Source organism: Luxibacter massiliensis, from assembly GCF_900604355.1.
Lineage (GTDB): Bacteria > Bacillota > Clostridia > Lachnospirales > Lachnospiraceae > Luxibacter > Luxibacter massiliensis.
On the sequence record NZ_UWOE01000001.1, the window covers coordinates 1,488,401 to 1,501,681 of the forward strand.

A 13,281-nucleotide genomic window follows, 5' to 3' on the forward strand; every position below is an offset into this window, starting at 1 on the left:
TTTTGCTGAAGATTTCACAATAAACAGGCTGCGCTGCAGCCACCAACTTTTTAAAACTTTAGGAGGAATTAATCATGGCAGTAAAAGTAGCGATTAATGGATTTGGACGTATTGGACGTCTGGCTTTCAGGCAGATGTTTGGGGCAGAAGGATATGAAGTAGTTGCAATCAATGACCTCACATCTCCTGCAATGCTTGCTCACTTATTAAAATATGACTCTACGCAGGGAAGATATGCACTTTGTGACAAGGTAACCTCAGGGGAGGATTCTATCACAGTAGACGGAAAAGAAATCAAGATTTATGCAAAGGCTGACGCAGCAGAGCTTCCATGGGGAGAGATCGGCGTAGATGTAGTTCTGGAGTGTACAGGCTTCTATACATCCAAGGCTAAGGCTGAGGCACACATCAAAGCAGGCGCAAAGAAAGTCGTTATCTCTGCTCCAGCAGGAAATGACCTTCCTACAATCGTTTACAATGTAAACCACGAGCAGCTTACTAAGGATGACAATGTTATCTCAGCAGCATCCTGTACGACAAACTGCCTGGCTCCTATGGCTAAAGCGCTCAATGACCTGGCTCCCATTAAGACAGGTATTATGTGTACTATCCACGCTTACACAGGCGACCAGATGACATTGGATGGTCCTCAGAGAAAGGGCGACCTGAGAAGGTCCCGTGCTGCAGCCGTGAATATTGTTCCAAACAGCACTGGCGCTGCAAAAGCTATCGGCCTGGTAATTCCTGAACTGAACGGCAAACTGATTGGCGCTGCTCAGCGTATCCCGACTCCTACAGGATCTACAACAATCCTCACAGCAGTGGTAGAAGGCAATGTGACAGTGGATCAGATCAATGACGCTATGAAGGCAGCTTCCAACGAGTCCTTCGGATATAATACAGACGAGATCGTATCCAGCGATATCGTAGGAATGAAATATGGTTCTTTATTTGATGCTACACAGACAATGGTGCTTCCTCTGGACAATGGAACAACACAGGTACAGGTTGTTTCATGGTATGACAATGAGAACTCATACACAAGCCAGATGGTAAGGACAATCAAACACTTCGGTACATTACTGTAAGCCATTGTCCTGGAAAATTTAATCGGATGATTAATTTCTAAGAAATAGACTCACAAAGGGTCCGGTCTCACAAAGGGCCGGGCCCTTTTCTCAGCCGGAAACCTGAAGTCTGCTGTAAAGTATAAGATTTGCAGCGGTTGGCTGGCTTTGGGGATCCCGGCGCAAGCGGCGGCCGCCAAATGCCCACGCTGTACAGCTGAACGGGTGCCTGGCTTGTTGTCTGCAGAAATAAAATTAGGAGGCAATATGATGCTCAATAAGAAATCAGTAGATGATATTAATGTAAAAGGGAAAAGAGTCCTTGTAAGATGCGACTTTAATGTTCCGTTGATTGACGGGAAGATCACAGACGAGAACCGTCTTGTAGCTGCACTGCCGACAATTAAGAAGCTGGCAGCAGATGGAGGGAAAGTGATTCTCTGCTCCCATCTGGGAAAACCAAAGGGACAGCCGGTACCGGAACTCTCACTCTCACCTGTTGCAGCCAGATTATCCGAGCTGCTTGGGCAGGAAGTGAAGTTTGCCGCTGACCCGGAAGTGGTAGGCGCCAATGCCAAGGCTGCTGTGGAGGGGATGGAAGAGGGGGATATCATCCTTCTGGAAAATACACGTTACAGAGCGGAGGAGACAAAGAATGGCGAGGCGTTCAGCAAAGAACTTGCTTCTCTGTGTGATGTATTTGTAAACGATGCTTTCGGAACAGCCCACAGGGCACACTGCTCTAATGTAGGGGTAACACAGTATGTGGATACTGCCGTAGTAGGGTATCTGATGCAGAAAGAGATTGATTTCCTTGGAAATGCAGTTGAGAATCCGGAAAGGCCTTTTGTGGCCATCCTCGGGGGCGCAAAGGTTTCCAGCAAAATTTCTGTAATTGAGAATCTTCTGGACAAAGTAGATACTTTGATTATCGGAGGAGGTATGTCTTATACATTCAGCAAGGCCCAGGGTGGAAGCGTTGGAAATTCTCTTCTTGAGGAAGATTACTGCCAGTATGCGCTTGATATGGTCAAAAAGGCGGAGGAGAAAGGCGTGAAGCTGCTTCTCCCGGTGGATAATGTGATTGCCGATGATTTCTCCAATGATGCCAACCGCAAAGTCGTAGGGCGCGGGGAGATCCCGGATGGATGGGAAGGCCTGGATATAGGGCCTGAGACAGCAAAATTGTATGCGGATGCAGTGAAGTCAGCAAAGACTGTAGTATGGAATGGCCCCATGGGATGTTTTGAGATGCCTAATTTTGCAGCAGGCACAGAAGCAGTAGCAAAGGCTCTTTCTGAGACAGACGCTGTGACAATTATTGGCGGCGGTGATTCAGCGGCAGCAGTAAACCAGCTGGGATATGGGGATAAGATGACGCATATTTCCACAGGAGGCGGCGCTTCCCTGGAATTTTTAGAAGGTAAGGAACTTCCTGGCGTGGCTGCAGCCAATGACAAATAGTTTTGGCAGCCTGGACTGACAGAGAATAAGAAATATAAAGGAGAACAATCAAATGGCAAGGAAGAAAATAATAGCAGGTAACTGGAAGATGAATAAGACTCCAAGCGAGGCTGTTGCGCTGGTGGAGGAGTTAAAGCCGCTGGTGGCTACAGAGGATGCAGACGTGGTTTTCTGTGTGCCGGCTATTGACATTGTGCCTGTTGTGGAGGCCGCAAAGGGGACAAACATCCAGGTTGGGGCAGAAAATATGTATTTCGAGGAAAGCGGAGCTTATACGGGCGAGATTTCCCCTGCAATGCTTGTAGATGCAGGCGTAAAGTATGTGGTTCTTGGGCATTCTGAGAGAAGGGAATATTTCTGTGAGACGAATGAGGATGTAAACAAGAAGGTACTTAAAGCACTTGAGCATGGCATTACACCTATTATGTGCTGTGGTGAGTCTTTGGAGCAGAGAGAGCAGGGCGTGACAATGGACTTTATCCGCCAGCAGGTGAAAGTTGGGCTCCAGGGCGTAACTGCTGACCAGGCGAAGACAGTTGTGATTGCATATGAACCCATCTGGGCAATCGGCACAGGTAAGACGGCTACGACCGAGCAGGCTCAGGAAGTATGCGCAGGAATCCGTGCATGTGTGGCAGAGGTATATGATGAGGCAACGGCGGAGGCAATCCGTATTCAGTATGGCGGTTCCGTAAATGCAGCCACTGCACCAGAATTATTCGCACAGGCAGATATTGACGGCGGCTTGGTGGGAGGAGCTTCCCTGAAGGCTGACTTTGGCAAGATTGTGAACTATAAATAATAATTACAAAGTGGGATCCGGCAGGAGTAAAGTCCGTCCGGCTGTGAGCAGAAAAAGCGCGCAGCCGGGCGGTATTTCTTTTGGCGCGCAGGAACGCAGGTTCTGAATAAACCGATCATTCACTGGAGTGTCCGAATATAAATTATAATATTAAATAGAATACTATTTAGTATATGAAATTAGATGTTTATTTTGGTGCATATTTTTATCTGAAAAATGAAAATATAATTGATATTAGAATTGGAGGATAAAACAGATGGATGATAAATTTAAAATTGAAGTAGAAGAATATATAAATAAAAGCCTTCGGATTAGGAAGGATATTATAGAGCGGGGGAGCAAAATTTCTCAGAAGAAAAATATTTCTTTTAATAAATTTGTCAATTTAGCTTTGGAATTTGCTATTGAGAAATTTGAGGAAGAGTAGCAGAGGGCAGTTTACAGAGAGTTTTGCGAAATTGGGGATCAATAAAGGGAGGAGATGCTATGCGCTATGAAGTGATTGGCATACAGGTAAAAGGTTCCGCACAGGATACTAAATTTTGCGCATATATACTGGATAGCTCTAAACAATTCCAGGCAGGATTTAACAGGCCTATGATTATTTTGTGTCCCGGAGGCGGGTATGGGATGACAAGTGACAGGGAGGCAGAGCCTGTTGCCATGCGGCTTTTGTCCTTTGGGTACCATGTGGGGATCCTGCGGTACTCTGTGGCGCCCGCCCGGTTTCCCACGGCGCTTTTAGAGCTGGCAGAGGCTATGAAGCTGGTACATGCAAATGCTAAAGGGTGGAATGTGGACAGCAGCCAGATTTTTGTCCAGGGTTTTTCCGCTGGAGGGCATCTGGCGGCCTGTCTGGGGGTGTTCTGGGATAAGCCGTTTCTGGGCAGAGAGGCAGGGGCAAAACCGGATATTTTAAGGCCCAGGGGCCTGATTTTGAATTATCCGGTCATCACCTCCAGAAAAAAGTATGCCCATAAAGGAAGCTTTAGAAACCTTTTGGGAGGACAGTATGAGGAAATGAAAAAGCAGGTTTCTATAGAAAGACAGGTGACCTTGCATGTGCCCCCCTGTTTTATTTGGCATTCATTTTCTGATCAGAGCGTACCTGTGGAGAATGCCCTGCTGCTGGCCAATGCCCTGAAAAAGGCAGGCGTATCCACGGAACTGCATATATACAGCAAAGGGGGGCATGGAGTGTCTCTGGGAGACGAGACAACGGCAGACCTTGACGGCGGTAAAATGTGTAAATCCGTGCAGTCCTGGATAGAACTGCTCCACACCTGGCTTCAGGCCATGTGCCATAAGCCGGGCGCCTGAAAGGAGAAGGGACAGTAAAACCTATTTGCAAAAACAGGCAAAAGCATGTACAATAAATAGCGGAGCATTGACAATAAAATGGAGGTAGTAAATATGAGTAAGAAACCAACAGTATTGATGATTTTAGACGGTTATGGATTAAATGATAATACAGCCGGCAATGCAGTGGCAGAGGGCCGCACACCGGTTATGGATAAATTGATGGCAGACTATCCTTTTGTGAAAGGGAATGCCAGCGGCATGGCAGTTGGGCTCCCTGAGGGGCAAATGGGGAATTCCGAGGTAGGGCACCTGAATATGGGGGCAGGCCGCATTGTATATCAGGATCTGACTAAGATTACAAAGGCGATCCAGGATGGAGATTTCTTTGAAAATAAAGCGCTTCTTGAGGCTTGCGAGAATGTGAAAAAAAATGATTCTGCACTGCACATGTTTGGCCTTGTGTCCGACGGCGGCGTCCACAGCCATATTGAACATATATATGGACTGCTGGAGCTGGCAAAACGCCAGGACATTAAAAAGGTATATGTGCATTGCTTCCTGGACGGACGTGATACGCCTCCGGCCTCCGGAAAGTCATATGTGGAGCAGCTGGAAGCAAAAATGAAAGAGTTGGGCACAGGAGAGGTTGCCAGTGTCATGGGACGTTACTATGCCATGGATCGAGACAACCGCTGGGACCGTGTGGAGAAGGCCTACAGGGCCCTGGTACATGGCCAGGGAGAGACAGCCAACTCAGGCCCGGCCGGCATCCAGGCTTCCTATGATGCTGATACAACAGATGAATTTGTACTTCCTACGGTTGTCTTGAAGGATGGAAAACCAGTGGCCACTATCCAGAATCACGATTCTGTAATTTTCTTTAATTTCCGTCCGGACAGGGCAAGGGAGATTACAAGGACTTTCTGTGACGAGGAGTTTGGCGGCTTTGACAGGGGGGAGCGTATTAAGACAACATTTGTCTGCTTTACAGAGTATGATGTGACAATAGCAAATAAGCTTGTTGCCTTTGTGAAAGATGAGATAACTAATACATTCGGAGAGTTTCTGGCGGCTAACCATATGACACAGGCGCGCATTGCGGAGACAGAGAAGTATGCGCATGTTACTTTCTTCTTTAATGGGGGAGTGGAGGAGCCAAATAAAGGGGAGGACCGGATTTTAGTGAAGTCCCCCAAGGTGGCCACTTATGACCTGAAGCCGGAGATGAGCGCCTATGAGGTGTGTGATAAACTGACTGAGGCCATTAAGTCAGGCAAATATGATGTGATTATCATAAATTTCGCCAATCCAGATATGGTAGGGCATACAGGCGTAGAGGCGGCGGCCATTAAAGCTATCGAGGCTGTGGATGAGTGCGTCGGAAAGGCCGTGGACGCGTTGAAGGCTGTGGACGGGCAGATGTTTATCTGTGCAGACCATGGCAATGCTGAGCAGCTGATTGATGAAGAGACAGGCGAACCATTTACTGCACATACCACAAACCCGGTTCCGTTTATCCTTGTGAACGCAGATCCGGCCTATAAGCTGAGGGAGGGCGGATGCCTTGCGGATATTGCCCCCACTTTAATTGAGCTGATGGGAATGGAACAGCCAAAGGAGATGACAGGGAAATCCCTGCTCATAAAATAAATATAGGAAGTTGATATACAGATGCATGATAAGCTGACAAAGAGTGATGTGGAGAAAATACGTGCAGAAATAGAGCACCGCAGGCTGGTTGTGCGCAAGGAAGCCATTGAGGCAGTCAAGGAGGCGCGCGCCCATGGGGATTTAAGCGAGAATTTTGAGTACCATGCTGCGAAGAAGGACAAGAATAAAAATGAGAGCAGGATCCGCTACCTGGAGAGAATGTTAAAGACAGCAGTCATTGTGGATGATTCCTCCCGGGAAGATGAGGTGGGAATTAATAATACAGTTGAGCTATACTTTGAAGAGGACAACGAAGTGGAGACATACCGGCTGGTGACATCTGTCAGGGGCAGCTCCATCCATGGCCTGATAAGCATTGAATCCCCCATTGGAAAAGCAATACTGGGGAAAAAGCTAAATGACAGAGTGTATGTAAAAGTGAATGAGGAGTTCGGGTATTATGTAGTGATCCAAAGAATCATCAACACGAACAACGATGAGGATGATAAAATCAGGAGTTTCTGAAAGAGGAGGATATATGGAGATAGGAGCGGTTTTATTTGACTTAGACGGAACTCTGACAGATTCAGGGCCGGGAATTATCAATGGTGTCCAGTATGCCCTGGAGAAATTTGGCATTGCTTCGGGGGATCCTTCAGAGCTAAAAGCCTTTGTGGGCCCGCCCTTGCTCAGCCAGTTTCAGGCATACTGCAGTTTTTCCCTAGAAGAGAGCAGGCGTGCCGTAGAATATTACAGAGAATATTACCGGGAGACCGGACTCTATGAAAATGAAGTCTATGAAGGGATACCAGAGCTTTTAGAGGCCCTTAAAAAGGCTGGCAGGAAGATATTCATGGCCACCTCGAAACCCCAGGAGTTTGCCGAAAAGATTGCGGGGCATTTTGGATTGGCCAGGTATTTTGACTTTATCGGCGGGAGCCTGATGGACGGCAGGAGAGTCAGGAAATCAGAGGTAATAGAGTATGTGCTGGATTCCTGCCACATGGCAGACAGAGGACAGGCTATCATGGTGGGAGACAGGGATTATGATATTATCGGTGCAAAGGAGGCCGGGGTACGTTCCATGGGAGTCCTTTATGGATATGGCAATATGGAAGAATTAAAAAAGGCGGGGGCCGATGTGGTTGTAGAGACGCCCAGGGAAGCAGCAGAATATATTTTGGGAAGTCTATAGTCAAAGATTCCGATGCAAGCATATGGGATATCAAATCAGCAGGGATAAAGCAATATTTTAACAAAAATTTATTCTAATCTGCCGAATAAAATTAACCTTTGCTCCTTACAATAAAACAAACAGAAAAATTTGTTTTATGATTGTGAGGGATGAATGTGTACAGAGGTTTATGGAAATTGACTCATAAATTTGTAAGGGAGGAATCTGCAATCGCAGTGTTCCTGGCAGTTAACATTATATTTTGGACAGTGGGGACAGTTCTTGTAGGATGTGCGGTCTTGCTGGCGGCAGACAGGGTGTCGGGTAAGATGCTGATGAATGTGCTCTGTGGAGGGGCATACGCAGGAATTATATTTGGATTGGCGGGAGGCGTTATATTTCTTTGGAGGAAGGAAAAGACGCCCACAGCCTGATTTTCAGGTTTATCATGGAAATAAAAAACGGACTCTTAGTCTCCTTCACGTAAGGAAGTGAGGAGGCGGGGATGATACGGCATAGTCATTCGTGGCTATGCCGTTTTGCTTTTTTTAAATGTTTCATATCATACCATCCTTTAGTTTTTGCTATTCAACAATGTTGACTTTTTTCTTTAAACTGAGAAATTTAATATGCAGTTACTTTTCATATCCAGTTTTTATATAGCATGGGACATAGGGATATTTTTTGTTTTTTTCATAATATTGACAATCAGGTTCAATCTCATAAGATTCAACAATATAAGCAATTATGTACTGGGTAAGTTCTTCTGGACTTTCTTTACATCCATACATTAACCATCTGTTTGCAATTCCCCATAATCCATTCATTCCAAAGAAAAAGTGATAACGGATTTTAGGAGAAAAAGAAAACCCATCTAATTCGTTGTCATTATATTTAACTTCTTTTGATACATTGAACATCAAATTGTCGTAATTGTCGAGAAAGTAATATAATAGTTTATTTTTTCTTAGCATTTCGACGAAATCCTTATGCGCTTTCCAAAAGGAGAAATAGGCAATAGCAGTATCGTATAAAGTCTCCCATCCTTTGTCAAATAGTTCTGTTGAAAAATCGTGTATGATCACTTGGCATAAACGGTTTAATAAAGCCTCTTTATTCTTATAATGCCTGTAAAAAGTGCACCGGGCAACTTTTGCTGTAACTATGATTTGTTTGATAGATATATCTTCATAAGGAATATCGTACATCAGAGTCTCGAGTGCATTGATTAAGTCGGTTTCAATTTTGGATTCTTTTTTCATTTCTATTTTTCGCCTTTCTGCGAAAGGCATCAATGTGTTATGAAAAGTATTAGATGGCTTTCGCTTTTCTTTTCTCTTCCATAGTCCACTCGATTTTGCCGGATGACCAGTCAATGTCAGTTTTATAACTATTAATCATCAGGAGGTTCTATGTATTGTCTATTAAAATTCTAAATAATAATTGCTGTGGATTAGATGTCCACAAAACCTGGATTTTTGCCTATATGGGTATCGCTGATTCCAACGATCTTTTACCTTCTGTGAGACACAAGGAACATTATTGTCTCTTTTTTTCAAAAACATTGTAAATCGAGTTTGAGTTTATTATAATTGTTTTGATTTAAAGAGACAAGAGTCTCAGTTGATCTTGCCGTAATGGCAGTTTTTTAAAAAACAAAGGTTAGAATAAACTAACTTAAAGGAGGTGTTTATTTGATGCAAAGTAATTCCGAGCAGGCAGGTCTATCTTATTTATTTGCACTGGCTGGAAAACACAAAAAGTCACTGATAATCGCAATAATTTGCAGCGTTTTTTCAGGATTGTGTTCTTTTATCCCCTATTTAATGGTTTTTAGAACCATGATGTTTTTGTTTTCGGAAAATGGAAATATGGATATCGTTATGGGATATGGATTATGGTCGGTAGTGGCCATTGTGTTAAGATTTATTTTTCAAACACTCTCGATGACATTAACTCATGTTGGTGCATACAGCACTCTGTATGAAGTGAGAAAACGGTTGTGTAACCATATGGGGGAAATAAATCTGGGGTTCTATACTGATAATAGCAGTGGTGAGGTAAAAAAGGTTCTCACCGAAGATGTGGAACGGTTGGAAAAATTTCTTTCACATCAGATACCGGATATTGTAGTTGCGATTGTTGTACCATTAACTGTTCTGATGTATTTATTTACGGTAAATATGTGGATGTCCTTCGTGCTTATTATACCTATCCTATTAACTTTCTTGGGGCAATTCCTAATGTTATATTTATCCAAAAAGCCAATGGAGACATTTTATGGACTCGCTGGACAGCAAAGTGCGGTAATTATGCAGTTTATTAATGGGATGCCAATTATGAAAACATACAATCTTACTGCGGATTCCTTTAAAAATTATGCTGTTACAGTTGAAAAATACGAGAAAGCGTGGTGGGATGTAGCAAAATGGGCTTCCCCTATGAGTGCTGTTATGAATGTGCTTATTGAATCAGGTTTGTTTTTTACATTGCCGTTGGGAGGTTATCTATATCTGAAAGGTAATTTAGAACTATCCTCCTATATATTTTTTGTGATAATGAGTATTGTCTTTTTATCCTCATATTCGAATTTGATGAACTTTGCACAGATATTTTCACAGATATCTTCTGGGGTTGACAGAATCAAAGAAATCCTGGATATCCCATCCATGAAAGATAATGGAAAAAAACTGAAACAAGATAGCGACCATAAAATCCTGTTTGAACATGTTTCGTTTTCCTATGGAGAGCAGGAAGTGCTCCATGATATTAACCTTACTCTGCCCCAGGGGACTTTAACAGCATTCGTAGGCGCATCCGGAGCAGGTAAAAGTACTGCCGCACAGTTAATCCCCAGATTTTGGGACGTAACAAAGGGGTGTATTAAAATTGGAGATATAGATATCCGGGAAATAAAAAATCATAGTCTTATGGATCATGTATCTTTTGTATTCCAGGATGCATTTATGCTGGAAGACACTATGTATGAAAATATTGCTGTTGGCAAAACAGGCTGCAGTAAAGAAGAGGTGATGAAAGCTGCAAAGGCAGCGCAGATACACGATTTCATTATGGGATTGCCGGCTGGTTATGAGACACATATCGGCAGTGAAGGAGTCAAACTATCCGGGGGTGAGAGACAGCGGATATGTATCGCCAGAGCGATACTTAAAGATGCTCCTATTATTATTTTTGACGAAGCTACGAGTTTTACTGACATAGAAAATGAGCATAAGATCCAAGTGGCTCTTGAAAATCTTTTGAAAGGCAAAACTACGATAATGATAGCACACAGACTGCATACGATTATCTATGCCAATAAAATTTGTGTTTTTGATGATGGATATATGGTGGAAAGCGGCAAACATGATGAATTGATAGCGATTCAAGGATTATATGAAAAAATGTGGGATACATATACGCAAAACGAAATGGGGGTGAAAAAAGTATGCTTGAAATGATCCGTAATATTCGATTAATTGCCGGCAGAGATGCAAAATGCATGATTCCTACTGTTTTCCTCTCCATACTTGATTCGTTCTTAAATTCAGGGATGTACTGTGTAATGATCCTTATTCTGCTTGAATTATCGGAAAATAAATTTACAGTTGTAAAATTGAAGGGGTATTCCACAGCTTTAGTATGTATCTTTATAGTCCGTTGTGTAATCCAGGCATTGTCATACACAAAGGCACAGCATGATGGACCGATCATATCAAAAAAATTAAGGCTTTCCATAGGGAACCATGTAAGAAGCTTGAATTTAGGGTTTTTTAATCAGAATACCCAGGGAAAACTGAATGCTGTTCTTACAACGGATATTAATGATTTTGAGACGATATTGACACATTGTGTATGTGATTTAGTTAAAATTATCGCTTTTACGATCCTGTCTTTGTTTATTGCAATAAGTGTTGACTGGAAATTTGGTTTGGTCATAGCTGCAATCGTAATTCTGGCATTACCGCTGCTCAGCATTTCGGGGAAACGGTCCTCAAAGAATTCAGAGAAGGTACATACAGCAAATCAAAATGTAGTTTCCAGGTTAGTTGAATATATAACGGGGATTAAAACATTTCGTTTATATAATATCACAGGCAATAAATTTAAAAGGCTGGATGATGCTCTGAAAGAGCTGAAGAAACAATCCATCAATATGGAGCTGTCTGTCTTGCCCCTTTCATTAAGTTTTTCAGTTGTAACGTCATTGTTAATACCTGCTTCATTGATTTTGGGTACTTATTTATTAAAAGTGAGCAATATCGAACCTATGTATTTTATAGCAGTGCTTTTGATCTCTGTTTCACTTTCAAGTATGATGACGGCGCTTAGTTCGTTGTTTCCACAAGTGCGTTCTCTGAATAGGGCTGCTGAGAATATTAAAGATGTGCTTGCACAGAAGCCGTTTGCGTACCATAAAGAAACAATAGACGATTTAAAAGGCAGTATCATATTTAAAAATGTTTCTTTTGGCTATACAAAGAACGATACTGTTTTAAACAATGTATCATTTACTGCAGAATCTGGCACCACTACAGCGTTGATCGGACCATCAGGATCTGGGAAGACCACAATTGTAAGTCTGCTTTCGCGTTTTTGGGATGTCTCATCCGGGAAAATAACGGTTGACGGAATTAATATAAAGGACATATCGCCAGATGCGTTAACCTCGGAAATGGCGGTGGTGTTTCAGGATGTTTATCTCCTTCAAGATACAATTTTGAATAATATTAAGGTTGGTAATCCAAATGCATCTATGGAAGAAGTGACTTCTGCGGCAAAAGCGGCACATTGCCATGAATTTATAATAAAATTGGAGAAGGGTTATGACACGATGGTAGGAGAAGGTGGTTCTACACTGTCAGGAGGAGAGAAGCAAAGAATATCTATTGCACGTGCTTTGTTGAAAGATGCCCCCATAGTCTTATTGGACGAAACAACATCAAGCTTAGACGCCGATAATGAAAGGGAAATCCAGAAAGCGTTTGATACACTGATGAAAGGAAAAACTGTTCTGGTAATCGCCCACAGGCTAAACACGATTGTAAATGCTGATAATATAATAGTGCTTGAAAAAGGCAAAATTAAGGAATCAGGTACTCACAATCAATTAATACGACAGAATGGCTGGTATTCGAGAATGGTCGCTGAACAGCAGTTGGCTGAACAGTGGTCTGTAAAGAAGTGATATTACAATCAGAAAGGCGGAAATAAAAATGAATGTTAAAAGAGATAATAATAAATTACAGGCAAGAGATTATATAAATATCGGTATTTTTAGTGCCATACTTATGGTCCTATATTTAGTAGCAGCGATGATGAATCTGACACCGGCTACATACATGGTATATTCACCGGCCACAGCTTTATTGGGGGCAATCCCTTTTATGTTCATAGCTACAAAAATACCCAAAAAAGGGACAATTCTGTTATTTGCCGTTGTGCCGTTTCTCTACTTTCTTTTGCTGGCAGGAACAGAGGGAATGATCGTGGCATTATTTGTTGCACTGTTTGCTATAATTGCGGAAGTTATACTCGGCAATGATAGAAAAAATTTTAAACGGCTTTTAATTTCTTATGTGTGTTTTGCATGCTGGAACGCAGTGGGAGGACAATTTAGACTATTTGTATTTACAGATGCCTATTTGGATTTTGGCAAAAAAAGTGGGTTGAACGAAACTTACATTGCGTATCTGAGAGCTCATGCAACTTACTTAAATTGGGGGATTATTATTGTCGTAAGCATTATTTGTGCAGTTATTGGTGTATTTGTAAGCCGCCTGATATTTAAAAAACATCTGGCCAAAGCGGGGATATTGTAA

Annotated in this window: 13 protein-coding genes; 12 read left to right on the top strand and 1 reads right to left on the bottom strand. The window is 42.7% G+C overall.

Going from position 1 to position 13,281, the window contains the following annotated elements:
* Nucleotides 1–74: 74 nt before the first annotated feature.
* The 9 genes from gap to EFA47_RS06865 all read left to right on the top strand — a co-directional run bounded on the left by gap (nt 75) and on the right by EFA47_RS06865 (nt 7,893).
* A complete protein-coding gene (gene gap / locus EFA47_RS06825; protein WP_122642592.1) occupies nt 75–1,088 on the top strand; it encodes a type I glyceraldehyde-3-phosphate dehydrogenase in 1,014 nt (337 codons plus the stop codon).
* Nucleotides 1,089–1,337: 249 nt separating this feature from the next.
* Nucleotides 1,338–2,531: a phosphoglycerate kinase gene (locus EFA47_RS06835; RefSeq protein ID WP_122644437.1), complete on the top strand. Its 1,194-nt coding sequence runs from the start codon at nt 1,338–1,340 to the stop codon at nt 2,529–2,531.
* A gap of 52 nt (nt 2,532–2,583) precedes the next feature.
* Nucleotides 2,584–3,333, top strand: a complete 750-nt coding sequence (gene tpiA / locus EFA47_RS06840; protein ID WP_122642594.1) for a triose-phosphate isomerase — start codon at nt 2,584–2,586, stop codon at nt 3,331–3,333.
* Nucleotides 3,334–3,589: 256 nt separating this feature from the next.
* Complete coding sequence (locus EFA47_RS19830) at nt 3,590–3,760, top strand: hypothetical protein (protein ID WP_164689940.1); 171 nt, start codon at nt 3,590–3,592, stop codon at nt 3,758–3,760.
* A gap of 59 nt (nt 3,761–3,819) precedes the next feature.
* Entirely contained in the window at nt 3,820–4,653 is an 834-nt protein-coding gene (locus EFA47_RS06845) for an alpha/beta hydrolase (protein WP_122642595.1), read from the top strand.
* A gap of 93 nt (nt 4,654–4,746) precedes the next feature.
* Complete coding sequence (gpmI, locus tag EFA47_RS06850; protein ID WP_122642596.1) at nt 4,747–6,285, top strand: 2,3-bisphosphoglycerate-independent phosphoglycerate mutase; 1,539 nt, start codon at nt 4,747–4,749, stop codon at nt 6,283–6,285.
* A 21-nt stretch (nt 6,286–6,306) separates the two neighbouring features.
* Entirely contained in the window at nt 6,307–6,810 is a 504-nt protein-coding gene (locus EFA47_RS06855; protein ID WP_122642597.1) for a GreA/GreB family elongation factor, read from the top strand.
* A gap of 13 nt (nt 6,811–6,823) precedes the next feature.
* On the top strand, nt 6,824–7,480 hold the full coding sequence (locus EFA47_RS06860; RefSeq protein WP_122642598.1) for an HAD family hydrolase: 657 nt from the start codon (nt 6,824–6,826) through the stop codon (nt 7,478–7,480).
* 155 nt (nt 7,481–7,635) lie between these two features.
* Nucleotides 7,636–7,893 (top strand): hypothetical protein, encoded by a 258-nt coding sequence (locus EFA47_RS06865; RefSeq protein ID WP_122642599.1) that lies wholly within the window; start codon nt 7,636–7,638, stop codon nt 7,891–7,893.
* 201 nt (nt 7,894–8,094) lie between these two features.
* Here the strand turns inward: EFA47_RS06865 and EFA47_RS06870 are convergent, their stop codons facing one another.
* Nucleotides 8,095–8,721 (bottom strand): TetR/AcrR family transcriptional regulator, encoded by a 627-nt coding sequence (locus tag EFA47_RS06870; protein ID WP_164689941.1) that lies wholly within the window; start codon nt 8,719–8,721, stop codon nt 8,095–8,097.
* A gap of 435 nt (nt 8,722–9,156) precedes the next feature.
* On the opposite strand from EFA47_RS06870, the gene EFA47_RS06875 reads away from it, so the two are divergent.
* From EFA47_RS06875 to EFA47_RS06885, 3 genes are read left to right on the top strand one after another with little or no spacing between them, the layout of a single operon-like run.
* Nucleotides 9,157–10,920: an ABC transporter ATP-binding protein gene (locus EFA47_RS06875; RefSeq protein ID WP_122642601.1), complete on the top strand. Its 1,764-nt coding sequence runs from the start codon at nt 9,157–9,159 to the stop codon at nt 10,918–10,920.
* Entirely contained in the window at nt 10,908–12,647 is a 1,740-nt protein-coding gene (locus EFA47_RS06880) for an ABC transporter ATP-binding protein (protein ID WP_122642602.1), read from the top strand. The genes EFA47_RS06875 and EFA47_RS06880 overlap by 13 nt, the downstream gene beginning before the upstream one ends.
* A 28-nt stretch (nt 12,648–12,675) precedes the next feature.
* Nucleotides 12,676–13,281, top strand: a complete 606-nt coding sequence (locus EFA47_RS06885; protein ID WP_122642603.1) for an MptD family putative ECF transporter S component — start codon at nt 12,676–12,678, stop codon at nt 13,279–13,281.